Raw genomic sequence first — 21404 nt, 5'->3', positions numbered from 1 at the left:
TCCCGCCCCACAGGGCAGCACAAAGAATCGAGCATCCAATGGCCGAAGACCTCCTCTCGACAGGCGAACAGACCTATGACGCCTCCTCCATCGAGGTGCTCGAAGGTCTCGAACCCGTCCGCAAGCGCCCCGGCATGTATATCGGCGGCACCGACGAACGCGCCCTGCACCACCTCGTCGCCGAAATCCTCGACAACTCGATGGACGAAGCCGTCGCAGGCCACGCCACGCGGATCGAGGTCGAGCTTCATGCCGACAACTCGATCACCGTGCGCGACAACGGCCGCGGCATCCCGATCGACCCGCACCCGAAATTCCCCGGCAAATCCGCGCTCGAGGTGATCCTCTGCACCCTCCACGCGGGCGGCAAGTTCGGCGGCGACGCCTATGCCACCTCGGGCGGGTTGCACGGCGTGGGCGCATCGGTCGTCAACGCCCTGTCGGATGTGATGAAGGTCGAAGTCGCCCGCAACAAGGAACTCTTCACCCAGTCCTTCTCGCGCGGCATCCCGCAAGGCCCGGTGACCAAGGTCGGCCCCGCCCCGAACCGGCGCGGCACCACCACGACCTTCCACCCCGACCACGAAATCTTCGGCTCGCAAGCCTTCAAACCGGCCCGCCTGCTCAAGATGGTCCGCTCGAAGGCCTATCTCTTCTCGGGCGTCGAAATCCGCTGGAAGACCGCCATCAACGACGGCGAAACCCCGCTCGAAGCCACCTTCCACTTCCCCGGCGGTCTGGCCGACTACCTGTCTGACTCGCTTCTCAAGACCACCACCTATGCCGACCGCCCCTTTGCGGGCAAAGTCAGCTTCACCGAGAAATACAACATCCCCGGTTCGGTCGAATGGGCGATCAACTGGACACCCGCCCGCGACGGCTTCATCCAAAGCTATTGCAACACCGTCCCCACCCCCGAGGGCGGCACCCACGAGGCGGGTTTCTGGGCCGCCATCCTGCGCGGCATCCGCGCCTATGGCGATCTGGTCAAGAACCGCAAATCCGAACTCATCACCCGCGAGGACCTCACCTCGGGCGGCTGCGCGCTGGTCTCCTGCTTCATCCGCGAACCGCAATTCGTGGGCCAGACCAAGGACCGTCTCGCCACCGAAGAGGCCGCCAAATGGGTCGAAGGCGCCGTCCGCGACCATTTCGACAACTGGCTGGCGAATGACACCAAATCCGCAGGCGCCATCCTCGATTTCCTGATCCTGCGCGCCGAAGAGCGCCTGCGCCGCCGTCAGGAAAAGGAAACCGCCCGCAAGACCGCCACCAAGAAACTGCGCCTCCCGGGCAAGCTGACCGACTGCACCTCGAAAACCCGCGAAGGGACCGAGCTTTTCATCGTCGAAGGCGACAGCGCCGGAGGCTCGGCCAAAGGGGCGCGCGAACGCGAAACGCAGGCGCTGCTGCCGCTCAAGGGCAAGATCCTCAACGTCCTCGGCGCGGCCTCGGCCAAACTGCACGACAACAGCGAAATCCGCGACATCTGCGAAGCCCTGGGTGTCGGCATGGGCACCAAATTCAAGGTCGACGACCTGCGCTACGACAAGATCATCATCATGACCGACGCCGATGTCGACGGCGCGCATATCGCCAGCCTGCTCATGACCTTCTTCTTCACCCAGATGCGCCCGCTGATCGACAAGGGCCACCTCTACCTCGCCTGCCCGCCCCTCTACCGCCTGACCCAGGGCGCCAAACGCATGTACGTGGCCGACGACGCCGAAAAGGAACTCTGGCTCGCCAAGGGCTTGGGCGGCAAAGGCAAGATCGACGTGCAACGCTTCAAAGGCTTGGGCGAGATGGACGCCAAAGACCTCAAAGACACCACCATGAACCCCGCCACCCGCAAACTGATCCGCGTGAGCATCGACGAGGACGAACCGGGCATGACAGGCGATCTGGTGGAACGCCTGATGGGCAAGAAGCCGGAACTGCGCTTCCAATATATTCAGGAGAATGCGAAGTTTGTCGAAGAGCTGGACGTGTGAGGGGCCCGCACCCGACGCGGTCCCGAAACGCTTCTCCCACCACCCGCGCCTGACCAGACCGGCCTAACGGAAACACCAAACGCCCGAACCCCAACCGTAGGGTGCGCACTCGCTGCGCACCATCACGCCCACCCGCGCCCGACCAAACCGGACCATCGGCCACACCAAGCGCCCGAACCCCGACCGTAGGGTGCGCACTCGCTGCGCACCATTACGCCCACCCGCGCCCGACCAAACCGGACCATCGGCCACACCAAGCGCCCGAACCCCGACCGTAGGGTGCGCACTCGCTGCGCACCATCACGCCCAACGCGCGCCCGACCAAACCGGACCATCGGCCACACCAAGCGCCCGAACCCCGACCGTAGGGTGCGCACTCGCTGCGCACCATCACGCCCAACCCGCGCCACGGTGCGCATCAAGTGCGCACCCTACCCCTATCCCCCCCTTCGCCTGCCAACCAAACCTATGCATGCAAATCTGGAACTGTGGCGAAGCCAAAGCCCGTGCCAACTTCACCAAGCACGGCCTCGTCTCCGCCGCGCTGGAAACCTTCAACCGGCCCACCGCACAGCCAGCGTAGGGTGCGCACTCGCTGCGCACCCCCACCATCCCCCCCCAACCCGCACCTGATAACACCGAACCGATAGCGGGATCAAACGGCCGGACCGCCTGGACGATCAGATAAAGCCGACGATCCCTTCGTAGCCATACTGGATGCGGTAGACCTGGTCGCCGTTGTACCAAACCTCGATGACCTTGGTTTTCCCCTGTTCCTTGTACCAGAAGTAATCCGCCTCGGGGCGTCCCGGCGTCGCATTGGGGGCATGGGTGACGGCATAGCGCGGCGTCAGCAAGGCCAGCACATCGACCTGCTTCATGCCGTAGACGATCCGTTCGGCACCCGCCGGCATTCTGGCACCGGGCGCGGCGGTGACCCCCAGCACCTCTTGCCCTCCATAATCCGAGACCATCACCTCGGTCGGGGTGCAGCCTGTAAGAAGGCTTTGGCTGGACACGACAAGCAACACGGCAAGTCCTGCGGCTTTCAGCATGGTAAGCTCCTGATATTCGGGTGTTCATGACGCGGATGCCGCGCGGTTTCGCGATGGTTCAAGCCGCCGAAAGCGGCGCTGTCGTGGACATGCAGCCCCCTGCCGCGCAGGCATGGCCGCTGCCCGCGCCGCGCCGTCGCGCCCTGCTGTGCTTTTGAAAGAAGGGGGCAGTCCACCGACCCGATGCGCGCAGCCAAAGGGGCAAGGGGTCCGACCGGCCGGACAGGCCGAAAGGCAAGCGTCCCGCCCATTGCGGATTCGATGCTTTCCTCACCGCTCAACCACAGACCATCCACTGGCGCACCGAACCACAGACCGCACCCGCCCACCCAAGCTTACACAACCAAGGGCTGTCAACCGCCGATTTTCGCACAGCGATGAATTCGCAGCCGCTCTGGCTGCGCGCCCGACCGACACCCGCCCCTTAACCCCTTCTTAACCCTCCCCGCCCCACACTCCCCGCCCCACACGCACCCTTGCCTGCCAACTTAATGTATGCATATAAATGTGGGACTGGGACGAGGCCAAAGCCCGGGCGAACCTCACCAAGCACGGCCTCGCCTTCGCCGCGCTTGAAACCTTCAACTGGTCCACGGCGCAGGTCGAACCCGACCTCCGCCGCGACTATGGCGAAGAGCGGCTGAACGCCTTTGGCCTGATCGGCGACAGGCTTCATGTCGTGACCTACACCATGCGCGGGCCCACCTACCGCGCCATCAGCCTGCGAAAGGCCAATTATCGGGAATATCTGCGATGGATCAGCCGCGAACCGTAAAGCCGAAGATCATCCCCCCCACGCCGGAGGAAGACGAAGCCATCAACCGTGGCATCGCCTCGGACCCCGACACCTATGAATGGACCGACGAAAACTTCGCCCGCGCCCGCCCCGTCTGGGATTTCCCCGAACTCGTCGAAATCCTGCAAAAGCACGGCAAGCTGGGCCGCCCGCCCCTGCCCGAAGCAATGCGCAAGCAGCGCGTCACGCTCCACCTCGACCGCGATGTCCTAAACGCGCTCAAGGCCGAGGGCAAAGGCTGGCAAACCCGCGCCAACGCCGCCCTGCGCCGCGCGCTCGGGCTTTAGGTGACCGCCCCTGCCGCGTAACGTCCGGAACGTTTCGTGACCCAATACGCGACGCCTGCATGAACGGTCGGCGTCAGGCTATCCGCATAGATGGACCAGACGCAGCCGAAGCGTGCATCACTTGCCCTGCAACCCCTTCACATATTCCGCAAGCTGCACCAGCCGCAGCGGGGTCGGCGTCTCGATCCCGTCGCCGCCATCGAACAGCACCGTCCCGCTGTCGAGCAAATCCTTGAACTCGGGCATCACCCGCCCCTCGTCGCGGCCCGTATAGCCCCAGATCTGCGCCATCACCCGCGTGCCCGGAAACACCCCGCCATTCTTCGCCGACAGTTGCGTCAGATCGGCAGGCTTCTTCGCCAGCCCCGCCGCCGCCTCGCCATCGCCCTTGCCCGACACCCCGTGACAGGCCACGCAATGCTCGGCGAAATCCTGCGCCCCCGTGGGCACCTCGGCCTCGCGCCCGGGCATCACGCAGGCAGTCAGCACCGCCAGAATCGCCATGCCGGCAGGAAAGACGAAAGCGCGCTGCATCGGGGAGTCTCCGTTAATAACCGTCAACCGACAGAACCACGAAGCCGCCCCCGCGCGCAAGCGCCAGACGCGCGGATCAGGCCACCACCCGCCCCTGATCCAGCCGCACGATCCGGTCCATCCGGCCCGCAAGCTCCATGTTATGCGTGGCGATCAACGCCGAAAGCCCCGTCTCGCGCACCAATTCCATCAGCGCCGCGAACACCGTCTCCGAGGTTCCGGGGTCAAGGTTCCCCGTCGGCTCGTCCGCCAGCAAAAGCTTTGGCCCGTTGGCCAGCGCACGGCAAAAGGCGACCCGCTGCTGCTCGCCCCCCGACAGCGCCGCAGGGCGGTGCCCGGCCCGCGCCGCCACCCCGACACGCTCCAGAAGCGCCATACCCCGCGCCACGGCCACAGCCTTGGCGACACCGTTGGCAAGCTGCGGCAAAACCACATTCTCCAGCGCCGAAAACTCGGGCAGCAAATGGTGGAACTGGTAGATGAACCCCACATCCGCCCGCCGCGCCGCCGTGCGGGCATTGTCCGAAAGCCCCGCCATCTCGCGCTCGGCATGGACCACGCGCCCCCTGTCGGCCACGTCGAGCAAGCCCGCGATATGCAGCAGCGTCGACTTCCCCGCCCCCGACGGGGCGACCAGCGCCACGACCTCGCCCCGCGCCACGGTCAGGCTCGCCCCGCGCAGCACGACCACTTCCGAAGGCTTGCCGCGGTTGTAACCCTTTTCGATCCCCTCCAGAACCAAGGCCTCACTCATAGCGCAGGGCCTCCACAGGGTTCATCCGCGCCGCCCGCCGCGCCGGAAACAGCGTGACGACGAAAGACAAGAACAGCGACAGCGACACGGCCGACAGCACGTCCCTGATCTGCAACTTCGCCGGCAGCGCATAGATGCCACGGATCGACGGGTCCCAGACCCCACCCCCCGCCACGTAATTCACCGCCGAGAAGATCGGGTCGATGTAGATGGCGAACAGGCAACCCAGCCCCACGCCCAGCGCCGTGCCGACCAGCCCGGTCGAGGCCCCGCAGATGAAGAACACCCTCAGCACGGCCCCCTCGGTCAGCCCCATCGTGCGCAGGATGCCGATGTCGCGGCCCTTGTTCTTGACCAGCATGATCAGCCCCGAAATGATGTTCATCGCCGCGATCAGCACAAGGATCGACAGGATCACGAACATCACGTTGTCCTCGATATCCAGCGCCCGCAGAAAGGCCCCCGCGGAATCGCGCCACGTCCAGACCAGCGCCCCCTCGCCCGCGGCCGACATGACGACGGGCGCCATATCATCCACCGCCTCGGGACGGGCCAGCGTCACGTCGATCTCGTCGGCCATGCCCTCGCGGTTGAAATAGCTCTGCGCCTCGTCAAAGGGCATGTAGATGCGCGTGCGGTCGATGTCATAGCGCCCGGCGGTAAAGATATAGACCACCTCATAGGCGTTCACGCGCGGGCTGGTGCCAAAGGCCGTCTTTACCCCCGTGGGGGCCACCAGCCGCAGACGGTCGCCCAGACCCACGCCCAATTCCCGCGCGATCCCCGATCCGATGGCGATGCCGTCGGGGAAATAGGAAATGTCGCCCTCGGCCTCGGCCCCGATCCCGACGCGCGGAATGGCCTCCAGATCGGCCAGCCGTATCCCGTAGACCTCGGCCCCGGTCGAGCCCTCGCCCGCCGTCACCATCACCTGCCCGCGGATCAGCGGCGCCGCACGGGTGACGCCATCGACCTTGGCCACGGCCCCGGCACGGGCGTCGTAATCGGAAAACCCCTTGACCAGCCGCCCCGCGTCATCGACCCGCCCCACGGAATAGACCGTGACATGCGCATTCGCGCCCAGGATCGTGTCGACGAACTCGGCGCGGAACCCCGCGCGCACGGCCAGCGTGGCGATCAGCGCGAAAACGGCCAGCGTGATCCCGACCAGCGAAATCCAGGTCATCACCGACACGCCGCCCTCGGCCCGCCGCGCGCGCAAATACCGCCAGGCGATCATCCATTCATAAGGCGCAAAAGGCCGCGTCGAAGCCATCGGTCCACCCGTTCCAATTCCGCCCGCACCCTGCGTGCAACCCCCGCCCGCGTCAAGGCAAGGGCGGTCACGTTTGCGTCCCGCAACCCTGCGGACCACCCGCGCAAAAGGGGGGCTTTCCGCCCCCCTCGCCGCCCGAAGGGGCGGCTCACCCCCCGAGAGTATTTTGCGCAAGGATGAAAGCCGCAGGTTCAAGCCCCCCTTCACCCTTGCCCCAAATACTCCGGGGTGAGCCTGCTTGCAGGCGAGGGGCAGCGCCCCTCTCTTCGCCCGCCACAAGCGCAAACGGAAAAGGGGAGGGCCGCGGCCCTCCCCTTGCACCTCGGCATCCGCAAGATGCCCTTACACGCCCGCGTAAATCGCGGCGATGCGGTCCACGGCGGCTTCCGGCGACATCTCCTCGCTTTCGCCCGTGCGGCGGCTGGTGACTTCGACCACACCATTGGCCAGCCCGCGCGGGCCAACCGTGATGCGCCACGGCAGGCCGATCAGGTCCATCGTGGCGAATTTCGCCCCCGCCCGCTCGTCGCGGTCGTCATACAGCGCCTCAAGCCCCTTGGCCGCCAGCGCCTTGTAAAGCCCCTCGCAGGCCGCATCCGCAGCGCCATCGCCCTGCTTGAGGTTCACGATCCCCACGGGGAAGGGCGTCACCCCCTCCGGCCAGATGATCCCCTTGTCGTCATGGCTCGCCTCGATGATCGCGCCGAGCAGTCGGCTCACCCCGATCCCGTGGCTGCCCATCTCGACCGGAACGCGGCTGCCGTCGGGGGTCACCACCGTCGCCCCCATCGCCTCGGAATACTTGGTTCCGAAATAGAAGATCTGCCCCACCTCGATCCCGCGCCCCACCTTGCGATGCGCCTCCGGCACGGCCTCGAAGGCACCGGCCTCATGCGTCTCGTCGGTGCGCGCGTAAAGCGTGGTGAATTCCTCGCAGACCTTCGCCACGGCGGCGCGGTCGTCATAGTCGATCTCGCGGCTTCCCAGCTTCAACGCGGTCACGCGGTCGTCGTAGAACACCTCCGACTCGCCCGTCTGCGCCAGCACGAGGAACTCGTGCGTATTGTCCCCGCCGATGGGGCCGGATGCCGCGCGCATCGGAATCGCCGTCAGCCCCATCCGCTCGTAGGTGCGCAGATAGCTCACCATATGGCGGTTATAGGCATGCAGCGCCGCCTCCTTGTCGAGGTCGAAGTTGTAGCCGTCCTTCATCAGGAACTCGCGCCCCCGCATCACGCCAAAGCGCGGCCGCATCTCGTCGCGGAACTTCCACTGGATGTGATACAGCGTCAGCGGCAGGTCCTTGTAGCTGTTCACATGGCTGCGGAAGATGTCGGTGATCATCTCCTCGTTCGTCGGCCCGTAGAGCATCTCGCGCTTCTGCCGGTCGGTGATGCGCAGCATCTCCTGCCCGTAATCGTCATAGCGCCCGCTCTCGCGCCACAGGTCCGCCGGTTGCAGCGTCGGCATGAGCAGCGGGATATGCCCCGCCCGCACCTGCTCCTGATGCACGATCTCCTCGATCCGCTTCAGCACGCGGAACCCCAGCGGCAGCCACGAATAGATCCCCGCCGCCTGCTGTTTGATCATCCCCGCCCGCAGCATGTAGCGGTGCGAGACGATCTGCGCCTCGGCGGGGTTTTCCTTCAGGACGGGCAGGAAGTAGCGGGTCAGACGCATGGGACGGGCCTCGTGAAACGGTTTCCCAGCGTTCCTAGCGGGAAGCAGCCTGTCAGGCAACCTCGGGCACACAGGGCGCGCACCGCACCCTCCCCGCGCCCTCCCCGCACGGGGCAGCCCATGCTGCCGCCCGACAGGCCGCGCCCCGCCCTTCAGCCTTGCCCAAATACTCCGGGGTCCGGGGCAGCGCCCCGGCGGGCGGGCCATGCGGCGGCCCGACGCTTCTGCCCCCCGCACTCTGCCCCCCTTGCACCGGCGCGCCGCAATGGTGATATGTTCCGCCGGCAAAGCGAAAGGCGCGATCATGGCCCTGCCCGTGCGGCAACAGCTTCTGACCTGGGGCATCGCGACCGCGGTGTTCCTGCTGCTTCTGTGGCTTCTGGGCGATGTCCTGCTGCCCTTCATCGTCGGCAGCGCCATCGCCTATTTCCTCGACCCCGTGGCCGACCGGCTGCAACGCGCGGGCTTCAGCCGCGTCGGGGCTACGGTGACCATCTCGCTCGCCGCGCTTCTCATCGCCGTGCTGCTGGTCCTCGCGGTCATTCCGACGCTGGTCGAACAGCTCACCGGCCTCATCAACGCCGCGCCGCAAATCGCCGCCCGCCTGCAAGCCTTCCTGACCGAGCGTTTCCCCGAGATCAACGACTCCACCTCGACCATCCGCCAGACCCTGTCGCAGATCGCCCAGGGCATCCAGGCCAAGGGCGGCCAGCTTGCCGAAACCCTGCTCTCCTCGGCCATGTCCCTCGTCTCGGCGGTGATCTTCATCGTCGTCGTCCCCGTGGTCGCCTTCTACATGCTGCTCGACTGGGACCATATGGTCGACCGGATCGACGCGCTGCTGCCGCGCGACCACGCCCCCGTGATCCGCCGTCTGGGACGCGAGATCAACGCCGTGCTGGCCGGTTTCGTGCGCGGACAGCTTTCCGTCTGCCTCCTGCTCGGCAGCTTCTATTCGCTGGCGCTGATGCTCGCAGGGCTGCAATTCGGCCTTGTGGTCGGGGCCATCGCGGGGGCCATCACCTTCATTCCCTACGTCGGCTCGCTTGTCGGCGGCTCGCTTGCCATCGGGCTTGCGCTCTTCCAGTTCTGGGGCGACTGGGTCTCGATCGGCCTGATCGCCGCGATCTTCGCCGTGGGCCAGTTCATCGAAGGCAATGTCCTCACCCCCAAGCTCGTCGGCAACTCGGTGGGCCTGCACCCGGTCTGGCTTCTGTTCGCCCTCTCGGCCTTCGGCTCGCTCTTCGGCTTCGTCGGCATGCTGGTCGCCGTGCCTGTCGCGGCCTCGATCGGCGTCTTTGCCCGCTTCGGCATCGCCCAATACCAGTCGAGCCTGCTTTACCGCGGCCTCGCAGGCCACAACGACCCCGCGCCCGAGGACGACGTTCAAGAGTGACCCGCCAACTCGCCTTTGACCTGCCCGTGGCCGAAACCTTCCGCCGCGAGGATTTCTTCGTCTCGCCCACCAACGCCCCGGCGCTTGCGGCGGTCGAGGCATGGCGCACATGGCCGGGCGGCAAGATGCTGATCGTGGGGCCAAGGGGCAGCGGCAAGACCCACCTCGCCCATCTCTGGGCGCAAGAGACCGGCGCCACCCTCGTCCGCGCCACCAGCCTTGCCGAGGCCGACATCCCCAGCCTCACCGCAGGCGGCCCCGTCGCGGTCGAGGACGCCGAAGCCGTCGCGGGCAACCGCGAGGGCGAGGCCGCCTTCTTCCACCTCCACAACATCGTGACGCAGGGGGCCGCCCTTCTGGTCACGGCCGCCACCCCGCCGCGCGACTGGGGCCTGCGCCTGCCCGACCTTGCCAGCCGCCTGCAAGCCGCGCCGCTGACACGGCTCGACGCGCCCGATGACGCGCTCTTGTCCGCCGTGCTGGTCAAGCTCTTCGCCGACCGCCAGATCGCCGTTCCGCCGAATGTGATCCCCTACATGGTCCAGCGCATGGAACGCTCGCTCAACACCGCCCGCAAACTGGTCGCCGCCCTCGATGCGGTCTCTCTGGCCCAGGGCCGCCCCGTCACCCGCCAACTCGCGGCCGACATTCTGGGCCGCGACGGCTAGGGCTTGCACCGCAACCGCCTTCGGCTATCCTGCCCCCACGGTCGGCAGATCACCGAGGCGTCGCTGTCCCGCAAGGGAATGCTAAACCTGCCCTGAACACGCATCGCAACGGACACCCCTGCGCCGCGTCACAAGCCAGCGACCATGACAGCCTGCGGCCCATCAGGATAAGTCCCATGTCGCGCCTTGCGCTCCCACTCCAGACCTCCGACCTCTCGGCCTTCGCCCGCGCCCTTGCCCTGCAACTTCAGGCCAAACCGGCACCGGGCCATCTCGAGCTGCTGAACATGCTCGCCCGCGCAGGCGGGTTCCGCAACCTCCAGCACCTGCGCGCCGCCGCCGCCGCCAAATCCCGGCTCGACGCCGCCCGGACCACGGCCCAGACTGCTGCCCAGACCGACCACAGCCTCGTCGAACGCGCCCTGCGCCATTTCGACGAACAGGGTCGCCTCGCCCGCTGGCCCTCGCGCCGCAACCTGCAAATCCTCTGCCTCTGGGCGCTCTGGCCGCTCTTCCCGCTCGGCTCCGGCCTGCACGAGCGGCAGGTGAACGCGCTCCTCGCCCCCGCCCACGGCTTCGGCGACCCCGCGCTGCTGCGCCGCGACATGACCGGGCTCGGCCTTCTCGCGCGCAGTCCCGACGGCACCGCCTACCACCGCAACAGGCTTGCCCCGCCGCCCGAGGCCCGCGCCCTGATCCACCACGTCACCACACGCCGCAAAGGCGCGGCACCCGTGGCCTGACGCCCCCCCTTTCAGCCTTGCCCAAATACTCGAAACGCCCCGCCTGCCCCCTGCACCACCTTCCCCGAACTGCTCCCCGCCCCCGCCTTCCCCCGTCGCTCAAGACCGACGCAGCAAAGCGCGGGCGGCGCGGGCATTGCGGGCCGCACCATGCGCCCCTGCCCCCGCACCGCCCCCCGCCAACTCCCCCGCCAAACCACCGCTGGACATGCCCCCCCGCCAATGGTCACATGTCATGAAACCGTCGCACACCCCCGCTATCCCGCAGGCCCATGACCCAAGCCGATTTCCTCAAAGCCGCTTTCCCAGCCCCCGTCTCCCTCCCCGAGGCCGAACGCAGCGGCCCGCGCCGGTTTTTCAACCGCGAACTCTCGTGGCTGGCCTTCAACTGGCGCGTCCTCGACGAAGCCTCGAACCCCGCCGTGCCTTTGCTCGAACGCCTCCGCTTCCTCTCGATCTCGGCCACCAACCTCGACGAATTCTACACCGTCCGCGTCGCTGGCCTGCGCGCCCTGCAAAGGAACGGCAACGCCACCCTTTCCGAAGACGGCCGCCGCCCCGCCGAGCAACTCGCCCTCATCCACGACGACGCGCGCCGCCTGATGCTGACGCAGCAAACCGTCTTCAACCGCCTCAAGCGCGAGATGGAGGCGCAGGGCATCTCGATCCTGACCCGCTCCAAACTCACCTCCCGCGATCTGAAACATCTGGCCGAGCATTTCCTGCACAAGGTCTTTCCCGTCCTCTCGCCGCTGGCCATCGACCCGGCCCACCCCTTTCCCTTCATTCCCAACACCGGCTTTTCGCTGGCGCTCGAGCTTGAACGCGTCACCGACCAGCGCACGCTAAAGGCCCTTCTGCCCATCCCGCAGCAGATTGCCCGCTTCGTCCCCCTGCCCGGCAAACCGGGCGAGCATCGCTACCTGCCGCTGGAAGAACTGCTCCTTCTGCATCTCGACATGCTCTTCCCCGGCTACACCGACCGCGGCCACTGCATCTTCCGCGTCCTGCGCGACAGCGATCTCGAGGTCGAGGACGAAGCCGAAGACCTCGTCCGCGAATTCGAAACCGCGCTGAAACGCCGCCGGCGCGGCGATGTGATCCGCCTGAAACTCTCGGCAGGCGCGCCGCCCGACCTGCGCGCCCTCATCATGGACGAACTCGCCGTCACCGAGGATATGGTGGTCGAGGTGCGCGGCCTTCTGGGCATCGCCGACCTCAAGGAACTGGTCCTGTCCTCGCGCCCCGACCTCTTGTGGCCGCCCTTCTCGCCCCGCGTTCCCGAACGCGTGCAAGACCACGAAGGCGACCTTTTCGCCGCGATCCGGCAAAAGGACATCCTGCTCCACCACCCCTACGAGACCTTCGATCTCGTCATCAATTTCCTCGAACAGGCCGCCCGCGACCCCAACGTGCTGGCGATCAAGCAAACCCTCTACCGCACCTCATGGGACAGCCCCATCGTCTCGGCCCTGTGCGAGGCGGCCGAGGCCGGAAAATCCGTCACCGCCCTTGTCGAGCTGAAAGCCCGCTTCGACGAGGCCGCCAACATCCGCCAGTCGCGGCGGCTGGAACGGTCGGGCGCGCATGTGGTCTACGGCTTCATCCAGTACAAGACCCACGCCAAGATCAGCACCGTCGTCCGGCGCGAGGGCGAGAACCTCGTCACCTACACCCATTACGGCACGGGCAACTACCACCCGATCACGGCGCGCATCTACACCGACCTGTCCTTCTTCACCTGCGACGCCGCCTTGGGCCGCGATGCGACCAAGGTGTTCAACTACCTCTCGGGCTATGTGCAACCCGAGGGGCTGGAAAACCTCGCCATCTCGCCCATCACGCTCAAACCCCGCCTGCTCGAGCTGATCGCGGCCGAGGCAGACCACGCCCGCGCCGGACGTCCGGCCGAAATCTGGGCCAAGATGAACAGCCTCATCGACCCCGAGGTGATCGACGCGCTCTATGACGCCTCTCAGGCCGGCGTGAAGATCAGCCTCGTCATCCGCGGCATCTGCGGCGTGCGACCGGGCGTCAAGGGACTGTCCGAAAACATCCGCGTCAAATCCATCGTCGGACGCTTTCTCGAACACAGCCGCATCCTCTGCGTCGGCAACGGCCACGGCCTGCCCTCGAAATCCGCCCGCGTCTTCATCTCGTCGGCCGACTGGATGGGCCGCAACCTGACGCGGCGGGTGGAAACGCTGGTCGAAATCCACAACCCCACCGTCAAGGCCCAGATCGAAGGCCAGATCATGGCCGCCAACCTTGCCGACGAGGCGCAAAGCTGGGTCCTTTCCCCCGATGGCCGCTACAGCCGCGACCTGCCGCCCCGCGATGGCGCGCTGTTCAACTGCCACCATTTCTTCATGGAAAACCCGTCGCTCTCGGGGCGCGGCACGGCAGGGGCGAAAGATGTCCCCAAACTCGCCCAACTCCGCGACGAGGGGCCGCCCGCCTGACGCGGATTTCTTTCGGGAAATCCGCAAATCCGTTCGCACGGATGCGGCCCGCCTGATGTGGCCCGCAGGATGTGGCCCTCAGGGGTTGGCCCCACCTTTTGCCCCGCATGATGTGACCTGCGTCATATGGCCCGCGTCACCGCGCCGCCCGGGGCCAAGCGCCCGAATCCTTGACCGCGCCTCCGCCCCGCGCCACTCTCTCCCCGCAATACAAGGACTGCACGAATGACCGACACCGCCGCCCTCGCCGACATCGCGAGTGAGGACGATTGGGGCCCGTTCGGCCGACCGCTGTTCGACGACCCCTCCGCCCGTGCGCTCAGCCGTGTCGGCGTGGTCGATGTCGGCTCCAACTCGGTCCGCATGGTGGTCTTTGACGGGGCCGCGCGCAGCCCGGCCTATTTCTACAACGAAAAGATCATGTGCGGTCTGGGCAAGGGCCTGCACGAAACCGGCAAGCTCAACCCCGAAGGCCGCAGGCGCGCCCTTTCCGCGCTGAAACGCTTCGCCCTTCTGGCCGAAGGCATGGGCTCCAGCCCCCTGACCGTCGTCGCCACCGCTGCCACCCGCGAAGCCGCCGACGGCCCCGATTTCCAGGCCGAAGTGCTGCGCGAGACCGGCCTCAAGCTCTGGGTCATCGACGGCGACGAAGAGGCGCGGCTTTCCGCACAGGGCGTGCTGCTCGGCTGGCCCGACGCGCAGGGCATCGTCTGCGACATCGGCGGCAACTCGATGGAGCTTGCCCGCATCGGCGAAGGCAAGGTCGGCAAGCGCGTCTCGACCCCCCTCGGCCCCTTCCGCCTGCAACAGGTCGAAGGCGGCGAGAAGAAGCGCCAGAAACTGATCGAACGCGTCATCACCTCGGCGCAGACCAGCATCAAGTCCACCGGCGAACGCATCTACCTCGTCGGCGGCTCGTGGCGCGTCATCGCGCGCCTCGACATGGAGCGGCGCAACTACCCCCTCACCGTCCTGCACGAATACCGCATGACGCCGCAAAGCCTGATGGACACCCTCGACTGGATCGCCACCTCCGACCTTGCGCTTTTGCGCGCCCGCACCGGCACCTCGACCGAACGGATGGAACTGGTCCCGCTGGCCTGCGAGGTGCTGCGCGAACTCATCCGCATCCTGAAACCCTCGGAAATCGACGTGTCGGCCTATGGCATCCGCGAAGGCCTGCTTTACGAACAGATGCCCGACCGCCTGCGCCGCCGCGACCCGCTGATCGAAGCGGCGCGGATGGCCGAACTCACATCGGCCCGCGTTCCGGGGTTCGGCAAGAAACTCTACGAATTCCTCCTCCCCCTCTTCAAATCCGCCGACGAGGAACGCCACCGCCTCATCAAGGCCGCCTGCCTGCTGCATGACACCACATGGCGCGCCCACCCCGACTACCGCGCCGAGGTCTGCTTTGACAACGCCACCCGCGCCAACCTTGGCGGGCTCGACCATCCGGGCCGCGTTTTCCTCGGCCTGTCCCTCTTGCACCGCTACAAGAACTCCCGCGCCGGATCGCGGCTCGAACCCCTGTTCCGTCTCCTGAACGACGACCAGATCCGCGACGCCGAGGTTCTGGGAAAGGCCATGCGCTTTGGCGCGATGTTCTCGGCCGCCGACCCGTCCGAGGCGGGAAGCCTGTCGTGGAACCCCAGAAAACGCACGCTGGAACTGGCCCTTACCCCGCGCGGCCGCGATCTGTTCGGCGAGGTGGCCGAAGCCCGCTTCGCCTCTCTCGCCAATTCGCTCAAGGCCATTCCCAGCATCGTCTCGGCCAGAACCTGATGCTCGCCTTCGACCATATCGCCATTTCGGCCGGCACCTTGGCCGAAGGGGTCGACGCCGTGGAAGCCGCCCTTGGCCTGCCCCTCGCAGGGGGCGGCCAGCACAGCCACATGGCCACGCACAACCGCCTGCTCGGCCTTGGCGATCTCTACCTCGAAGTCATCGCCATCGACCCCGCCCAAACCCCGCCCGCATGGCCGCGCTGGTTCGACCTCGACAATTTTTCCGGCCCCCCGCGCCTGACGAACTGGGTCGCCGCCTGCGACGACCTCGCCGCCGAACTCGCGCTTTCGCCGCAGGGCACGGGGGCCATCACGCAGTTGCAGCGCGGCGACTACCGCTGGCAAATGGCCGTGCCCGCCACGGGCAAACTGCCCTTCGACGGCGCCTTTCCCGCCCTGATCCACTGGCAAGGCACGCTCCACCCCGCCCGCGCCCTGCCCGAAAGCGGCTGCCGCCTGACCCGCCTCGAAATCGCCCACCCCGATGGCGCGGCCCTTGCCGCCCACCTCGCCCCGCGTCTGGCCGATCCGCGCGTCGTCGTCACCACCGGCGCGCCCGCCCTGCAAGCCACCCTCTCCACCCCGCACGGGACCCGCCTCATCCGATGATCCGCCCTGCCACCACCGCCGATGCCGCGGCCCTCGCAGCCCTCTGGAACCCGATGATCCGCGACACGGCCGTCACCTTCAACGCGCTGGAAAAGACGGGGCCGGACATCGCCACCATGATCGGCACCCGACAGGCCGACGGCCACGCCTTCCTTGTGGCAACCGATGGCAGCGCCCTCCTCGGCTTCGCCACCTATGCCCAGTTCCGTGGCGGCGTGGGCTATGCCCGCACGATGGAGCATACGATCATCCTCGCCCCCGAAGCCCAAGGCCGCGGCACGGGCCGCGCGCTGATGACCGCGCTCGAAACCCACGCCCGCGATGGCGGCGCGCACAGCATGTTCGCAGGCGTCAGCGCCGAAAACCCCGCAGGCCGCGCCTTCCATGCCCGCATCGGCTATGCCGAGGTCGCCGTCCTGCGGCAGGTCGGCCACAAATTCGGCCGCTACATGGACCTCGTGCTGATGCAGAAATTCCTCACCTGACAAGCGCCCCGCCGCGCATTATCCTGCGGCCATGTCACTGTGGACCCGTATCGCCGATGCCCTCGCCGCCCTCGCACAGGGTGAACCGCTCTCGGCGGTGTTCGACCGGCTGCGCGGCACGACCAACTCCGCCCCCGACCGTTCGGTCGGCTTCACCATCGCCGTCATCGCCCTCGGGGCCAAGATGGCCAAGGCCGACGGTCAGGTGACCCGCGACGAGGTCACCGCCTTCCGCCGCATCTTCACCATAGACGAGGCCGAGGAACAGAACGCCGCCCGCGTCTTCAACCTCGCCCGGCAGGATGTGGCGGGCTACGACGCCTACGCCCGCAAGATCGCCGCCATGTTCACCGGCGACAACCGCGAAACCCTGCGCGACCTGCTCGAAGGGCTGTTCCACATCGCAATGGCCGATGGCGCATGGCACCCGCAGGAAGAGGAATTCCTCCACGACGTCGCCCGCATCTTCGGCTTCGACGACCGCTGCTTTTCGGCGATCCGCGCCCGCTTCGTGCATGGCGCGCCGCGCGACCCCTATGACGTGCTGGGCGTCACCCCCGATGCGCCGCTGTCCGAAATCCGCGCCGCCTACAAGGCGCTGGTCCGCGAAAGCCACCCCGACCGCATGATCGCCCGCGGCGTCCCGCCCGAGGCGGTGAAACTTGCCGAACGCCGCCTGATCGACATCACCGCCGCCTGGGACGACATCTCCACCCGCCGCGCCGCCTGATGGAACCCGCAGCCCCGGCCCCCCGCCCGCTCCGCCTTGCGACCTATAACGTCGAATGGTTCAACAGCCTCTTCGACGATGCGGGCAACCCGCAAGACGACGACGGCCCCTCGCACCGCTACGGCCTCTCGCGCGCCCGCCAGCTTGCCGCGCTGCGCACCGTCTTCGCCGCCCTCGACGCCGATGGCATCATGGTGATCGAAGCCCCCGACACCGGCACGCGGCGGTCGACCGTCACGGCGCTCGAACGCTTCGCCGCCAGCGCGGGCCTGCGCACGACCAAGGCCCTCACCGGCTTCATGTCCGGCACCGAACAGGAAATCGCCTTCCTCTACGACCCCCTGCGCATCGCCGCCCGCCACGACCCAAAAGGCCCGCCCAGCCCCAAACGCGGCGCACACGGCGCGCCGCGCTTCGACGGCACCTTCCGCTATGACCTCGACGCCGATGGCGTCAGCGAACAGATCCGCTTTTCCAAACCCCCGCTCGAAATCGCCCTTGCCATACCGGGGCGCGACCTGCGCCTGATCGGCGTCCACGCCAAATCCAAGGCCGCCCACGGCTACCACAGCCCGGCCGAAGGCCTGCGCATCGCCATCGACAACCGCCGCAAACAGCTTGCCGAATGCATCTGGCTGCGCCAGCGCATCGATGGCCACCTCGCGGCGGGGGAAAGCCTGATCGTGATGGGCGACCTGAACGACGGCCCCGGTCTGGACGAATACGAAAAGCTCTTCGGCCGCTCGGGGGTCGAGGTCGTCCTCGGCACCACCCTCTCGCCCGAGCGCCGCCTCTTCGACCCCCACGCCAGCATGGAGCTTGCCCAGCGCATCGGCCTCGCCCCCTCGACCGCCCGCTTCTACGTCCCCACGCCCGACCAATGGCTCGAGGCGCTTCTCGATTTCATCATGGTCTCGCCCGATCTCGCCGCCCGCGGCCCGCACTGGCGCATCTGGCACCCGCTCAACGACCGCGCCACCGCCGCCATCGCAGGCCTGCCCGAAGCCCTGCTCGACGCCTCCGACCACTTCCCCGTGACGCTCGACCTTCCCTGACACGTCCCGCGCCCCTTCCGCCCCCATTATCCCACACATTCCCCGGCCCCACCATCCCCGCCCGCCACCGCAACGAACGCCGCCCCCCCTTTCACACCCGCACAAATATCCTCGGGGGGTGCGGGGGGCAGACGGCCCCCCGCGCGGCATCGGCCCCCCGCGCGGCATCGGCCACCCCGCGCGGCATCGGCCCCCCGCGCGGCAGCGGCCACCCCGCGCGCAACAGCGGCCCGACGCGGAAACCGCGCAAGAAAAAGCCCCCTCTTCCGCGGCGGAAAAGGGGGCCATTCCGACCCGTCAGCACAAAGGCCCCGCCTCAGAAGTCGGTCGGCGCCCCGCCCTCCTGCTTGCGCTTGGCAACAAAGCGGCGCAGCTCTTCCTGATGCGCGCCATCCATCGGCGGCGCCTCGAATTCCTCCAGGATCTGCTTGTAGATCCGGTGCGCCCGTTCCGCGGTCCAGACCGACCCGTCCAGCTGCCACGCCTCGTAGTTCCGCCAGTCGCTCACAAAGGGCGCATAGAACGCCGTGGTGTATCGCTCCTGCGTGTGCTGGCAGCCGAAGTAATGCCCCCCCGGCCCGACTTCCTTGATCGCATCGAACGCAAGGTCGTCATCGGTCGTGGCAAAGGTCGCTTCCTCGAAATAGCGCTGGATCATCTGCAAGACTTCGCAATCCATCACGAATTTCTCGGGGCTGGCGATCAGCCCCCCCTCGAGCCATCCCGCCGCGTGGTAGACCATGTTGGTTCCCGACTGCACCGCAGCCCAAAGGCTGTTCGACGTCTCCCACATCGCCTGCCCGTCCGGCACGTTGGCCGCGCAAACCCCCGAGGACCGCATCGGCAGCTTGTAGCGCCGCACCATCTGCCCCGTCATCTGCGTCGCGCGCATGTATTCCGGCGTGCCAAAGGCGGGCGCGCCCGATTTCATGTCGACGTTGCTGGTAAAGGTGCCGATCGCCACGGGGCAACCGGGGTTGATGTATTGCAGCAGCGCCACCGCCGCCAGCGCCTCGGCCAGCGACAGCGCCACCGCCCCCGCCATGGTGACGGGCGCCATCGCCCCGGCAAGCGTGAAGGGCGTCACCACCACGGGCTGACCGCGCCTCGCAAGCCGCATCGCCCCGTCCAGCATCGGGTAATCATGCTTCAGCGGGCTGACCGAGTTGATGTTGGTATACATCCGCGGCTTGGCCCGGAACTCCTCCTCGCTCAGCCCCCCCGCGATCCGGGTCATCTCCATCACATCCTCGACCCGCTCGGCGCCAAGGCTGTAGGCATGCACCACCTTGTCCGTCAGCGTCAGCTTCTCGTAAAGGCAGTCGAGGTGGCGGACCGAAGGGTGGATGTCGATCGGCTCGACCGGATAGCCCCCCGCGATGTGGATGCAGTTGAAATACTGCGTCAGCTTGATGAATTCCTTGAAGGTCTCGAAATCGCCCGACCGCTTGCCGCGTTCGAGGTCCCATGCATTCGGCGGCGACGAGACGTTGACAAAGACCATGTGCTTGCCGCCGATGACCAGCTCCCGGTCCGGATTGCGCGGCGTGATGGTGAAGCTTTCCGGAGCATGCGACAGCATCTCCATGACGAAATCCTCGTCCATCTTGACGTTGGTGCCCTCGACCTTGCACCCCGCCTGCTTCAGGATCGCCACCGCGTCGGGGTTCAGGAACTCGATCCCCAACTCGCGCAGGATCCGCATCGCGGTCTTGTGCATGCGCTCGACCGCATCGGCGTCCAGTGGCTCGACCGGCGCATCGGGGTTGACCGGAATGCGCCACGGCATCTGGTCGATGACGGCGCTGCCCGCACGGATCTTGTTGCCGGCGCGGCCTCCGGCGCGACGTTTGCGTCCCGGCTCGTCGTTCATCAGGTCTCTCCCGGTCTTTTCCCGCCCGCTGAGACGGGCTTTCGCACAACATGGCGAATGAGGGGGCGCGGCGACACTCCGTCCCCGACGCGATTGCGTCGTTTTTCCGCAATGGACCGGCTGCGCCCGCCTCAGGCGGCCTGCAGACCGTCCAGCCAGGCGGGCAAGCCGCCGATATCGGCCAGCACCGCATCGGCATGCGGCGCCAGCTCCTCGCTCCCCGCGACACCGGTCAGCACCGCCACCGTCCGCATTCCCGCCGCGCGCCCCGCCTCGAGGTCGTGGCGGCTGTCGCCCACCATCACCACCCGCGCCGGATCGAAACCGAAACGCTTGGCGAATGCCGCGCACATCCCCGGCCCCGGCTTCGCGCCATAGCCCGAATCGTAGCCCGCGACGAAATCGAAGAACTCCGTGATGTCATGCGCCGCCAGATGCGCCCGGGCGGGTGCCTCGGTGTCGTTCGTGGCCAGCCCCACGCGCAGCCCCCGCGCCTTCAGCACGCCCAACAGCGGCCGCAGCGGCACCGAAGGCGCCATCGCCGCCACCGCCGCCCGCGCGTTGATCTCGGCCATCACCTCGGCATGGCTCCGCCCCGTCATATGCGGCAGCAGGCAGGCCGCGATATCCGCCGCGGTCGCCGCGATCACGGGGCTGTCGGGGGCGAACTGCCCGCTCTCCACGTCAAAACCGATGGCAGCCCCCATCTCGCGCGCATGTTCCGCGTCCCGCGCCAGATCGCGCAACAGATGCCGCGCCCATCCGCCCCAGCTCGCGCGGAAATCGAACAGCGTCCCGTCCTTGTCGAAGATGATGCCGTCGATCATTCCGTCCCCTTTACCGCAGACCCCAACCCGGCCCGCTTCAAACCTGCCCGCTTCAGCCTTGCCCAAATACTCACGGCGCAACGGTTGCCGCAAGCGCCGCGTCAGGTCCAATGCACAGTCTGCCCGCCCGGCAGGGCCGCCCGCGCCGCCATCGGCACCGTATAGGCCAGCCCCGACGCATCGCAGAACGCCATGACCCAGGCGTCCTCCATCATCACGAAATCAAGCACCGACCCAAGGAACTCGGGCCGCCCCGCGGCGGCGGCCACATCCTCAGCCCCCGCCCCCGACGCGCCAAGGAAGCTGCCGAACAACTCGTCCTCTCCCGCCAACCAGGCAAGCGCCTGCAACCCCACCGTCTCGGCCTGTTCCTGTCTCATCCGTCTTATCCAC

Annotated in this window: 21 protein-coding genes; 13 read left to right on the top strand and 8 right to left on the bottom strand. The window is 67.3% G+C overall.

Annotation, left to right across the window (positions count from 1 at the left end):
* Nucleotides 1-38: 38 nt before the first annotated feature.
* Nucleotides 39-1994 carry a DNA topoisomerase IV subunit B gene (gene parE / locus H7F16_RS16495; protein WP_185798727.1) on the top strand — a complete coding sequence of 652 codons (1956 nt, stop codon included), beginning with the start codon at nt 39-41 and terminating at the stop codon, nt 1992-1994.
* Between the two features lie 680 nt (nt 1995-2674).
* Here the strand turns inward: parE and H7F16_RS16490 are convergent.
* Nucleotides 2675-3049: a hypothetical protein gene (locus H7F16_RS16490; protein WP_185798726.1), complete on the bottom strand. Its 375-nt coding sequence runs from the start codon at nt 3047-3049 to the stop codon at nt 2675-2677.
* Between the two features lie 26 nt (nt 3050-3075).
* Between H7F16_RS16490 and H7F16_RS19920 the strand changes: the two genes are divergently transcribed.
* The 3 genes from H7F16_RS19920 (at nt 3076) to H7F16_RS16480 (ending at nt 4132) form a co-directional block, all read left to right on the top strand.
* Nucleotides 3076-3207 carry a hypothetical protein gene (locus tag H7F16_RS19920; protein ID WP_277818392.1) on the top strand — a complete coding sequence of 44 codons (132 nt, stop codon included), beginning with the start codon at nt 3076-3078 and terminating at the stop codon, nt 3205-3207.
* Nucleotides 3208-3554: 347 nt separating this feature from the next.
* Entirely contained in the window at nt 3555-3824 is a 270-nt protein-coding gene (locus H7F16_RS16485) for a BrnT family toxin (RefSeq protein WP_185798725.1), read from the top strand.
* The gene (locus tag H7F16_RS16480) at nt 3803-4132 is read left to right on the top strand and encodes a BrnA antitoxin family protein (RefSeq protein WP_185798724.1); all 330 of its coding nucleotides are present in this window, start codon (nt 3803-3805) and stop codon (nt 4130-4132) included. Before H7F16_RS16485 ends, H7F16_RS16480 begins: the two co-directional genes overlap by 22 nt.
* Before the next feature lie 117 nt (nt 4133-4249).
* Here H7F16_RS16480 and H7F16_RS16475 read toward each other — a convergent pair whose 3' ends face one another.
* From H7F16_RS16475 to proS, 4 genes are all read right to left on the bottom strand, one after another.
* A complete protein-coding gene (locus H7F16_RS16475) occupies nt 4250-4666 on the bottom strand; it encodes a c-type cytochrome (protein WP_241741493.1) in 417 nt (138 codons plus the stop codon).
* A gap of 76 nt (nt 4667-4742) precedes the next feature.
* Entirely contained in the window at nt 4743-5420 is a 678-nt protein-coding gene (locus tag H7F16_RS16470) for an ABC transporter ATP-binding protein (RefSeq protein ID WP_185798723.1), read from the bottom strand.
* Nucleotides 5413-6696, bottom strand: a complete 1284-nt coding sequence (locus H7F16_RS16465) for an ABC transporter permease (protein WP_185798722.1) — start codon at nt 6694-6696, stop codon at nt 5413-5415. Before H7F16_RS16465 ends, H7F16_RS16470 begins: the two co-directional genes overlap by 8 nt.
* A gap of 342 nt (nt 6697-7038) precedes the next feature.
* Complete coding sequence (proS, locus tag H7F16_RS16460) at nt 7039-8376, bottom strand: proline--tRNA ligase (protein WP_185798721.1); 1338 nt, start codon at nt 8374-8376, stop codon at nt 7039-7041.
* 304 nt (nt 8377-8680) lie between these two features.
* Between proS and H7F16_RS16455 the strand changes: the two genes are divergently transcribed.
* The 9 genes from H7F16_RS16455 (at nt 8681) to H7F16_RS16415 (ending at nt 18311) form a co-directional block, all read left to right on the top strand.
* Nucleotides 8681-9772, top strand: coding sequence for an AI-2E family transporter (locus H7F16_RS16455; RefSeq protein WP_185798720.1), 1092 nt, complete (start codon nt 8681-8683; stop codon nt 9770-9772).
* The gene (locus H7F16_RS16450) at nt 9769-10440 is read left to right on the top strand and encodes an HdaA/DnaA family protein (RefSeq protein WP_185798719.1); all 672 of its coding nucleotides are present in this window, start codon (nt 9769-9771) and stop codon (nt 10438-10440) included. The genes H7F16_RS16455 and H7F16_RS16450 overlap by 4 nt, the downstream gene beginning before the upstream one ends.
* A 176-nt stretch (nt 10441-10616) precedes the next feature.
* A complete protein-coding gene (locus H7F16_RS16445) occupies nt 10617-11183 on the top strand; it encodes a DUF2087 domain-containing protein (RefSeq protein ID WP_185798718.1) in 567 nt (188 codons plus the stop codon).
* A gap of 272 nt (nt 11184-11455) precedes the next feature.
* The gene (locus tag H7F16_RS16440) at nt 11456-13645 is read left to right on the top strand and encodes an RNA degradosome polyphosphate kinase (protein WP_185798717.1); all 2190 of its coding nucleotides are present in this window, start codon (nt 11456-11458) and stop codon (nt 13643-13645) included.
* A 225-nt stretch (nt 13646-13870) separates the two neighbouring features.
* Complete coding sequence (locus tag H7F16_RS16435; RefSeq protein WP_185798716.1) at nt 13871-15430, top strand: Ppx/GppA family phosphatase; 1560 nt, start codon at nt 13871-13873, stop codon at nt 15428-15430.
* Entirely contained in the window at nt 15430-16041 is a 612-nt protein-coding gene (locus H7F16_RS16430; RefSeq protein ID WP_185798715.1) for a VOC family protein, read from the top strand. The genes H7F16_RS16435 and H7F16_RS16430 overlap by 1 nt, the downstream gene beginning before the upstream one ends.
* Nucleotides 16038-16526, top strand: coding sequence for a GNAT family N-acetyltransferase (locus tag H7F16_RS16425; protein WP_185798714.1), 489 nt, complete (start codon nt 16038-16040; stop codon nt 16524-16526). The genes H7F16_RS16430 and H7F16_RS16425 overlap by 4 nt, the downstream gene beginning before the upstream one ends.
* A 31-nt stretch (nt 16527-16557) precedes the next feature.
* Nucleotides 16558-17256 (top strand): TerB family tellurite resistance protein, encoded by a 699-nt coding sequence (locus tag H7F16_RS16420; RefSeq protein ID WP_185798713.1) that lies wholly within the window; start codon nt 16558-16560, stop codon nt 17254-17256.
* Nucleotides 17256-18311 (top strand): endonuclease/exonuclease/phosphatase family protein, encoded by a 1056-nt coding sequence (locus H7F16_RS16415; RefSeq protein WP_185798712.1) that lies wholly within the window; start codon nt 17256-17258, stop codon nt 18309-18311. Before H7F16_RS16420 ends, H7F16_RS16415 begins: the two co-directional genes overlap by 1 nt.
* Before the next feature lie 316 nt (nt 18312-18627).
* Here the strand turns inward: H7F16_RS16415 and H7F16_RS16410 are convergent, their stop codons facing one another.
* From H7F16_RS16410 to H7F16_RS16400, 3 genes are all read right to left on the bottom strand, one after another.
* On the bottom strand, nt 18628-20184 hold the full coding sequence (locus H7F16_RS16410; RefSeq protein ID WP_185798711.1) for a trimethylamine methyltransferase family protein: 1557 nt from the start codon (nt 20182-20184) through the stop codon (nt 18628-18630).
* 131 nt (nt 20185-20315) lie between these two features.
* Entirely contained in the window at nt 20316-21011 is a 696-nt protein-coding gene (locus H7F16_RS16405) for an HAD family hydrolase (protein WP_185798710.1), read from the bottom strand.
* A gap of 101 nt (nt 21012-21112) precedes the next feature.
* Nucleotides 21113-21391 carry a DUF3572 domain-containing protein gene (locus tag H7F16_RS16400; RefSeq protein ID WP_185798709.1) on the bottom strand — a complete coding sequence of 93 codons (279 nt, stop codon included), beginning with the start codon at nt 21389-21391 and terminating at the stop codon, nt 21113-21115.
* Nucleotides 21392-21404 lie beyond the last annotated feature (13 nt).

Source organism: Paragemmobacter straminiformis (genome assembly GCF_014243445.1).
In the GTDB taxonomy this organism is placed as follows: domain Bacteria; phylum Pseudomonadota; class Alphaproteobacteria; order Rhodobacterales; family Rhodobacteraceae; genus Paragemmobacter; species Paragemmobacter straminiformis.
The sequence above is the reverse complement of the archived record's forward strand: the minus strand, read 5'-3'. Positions and strand labels throughout refer to the sequence as shown.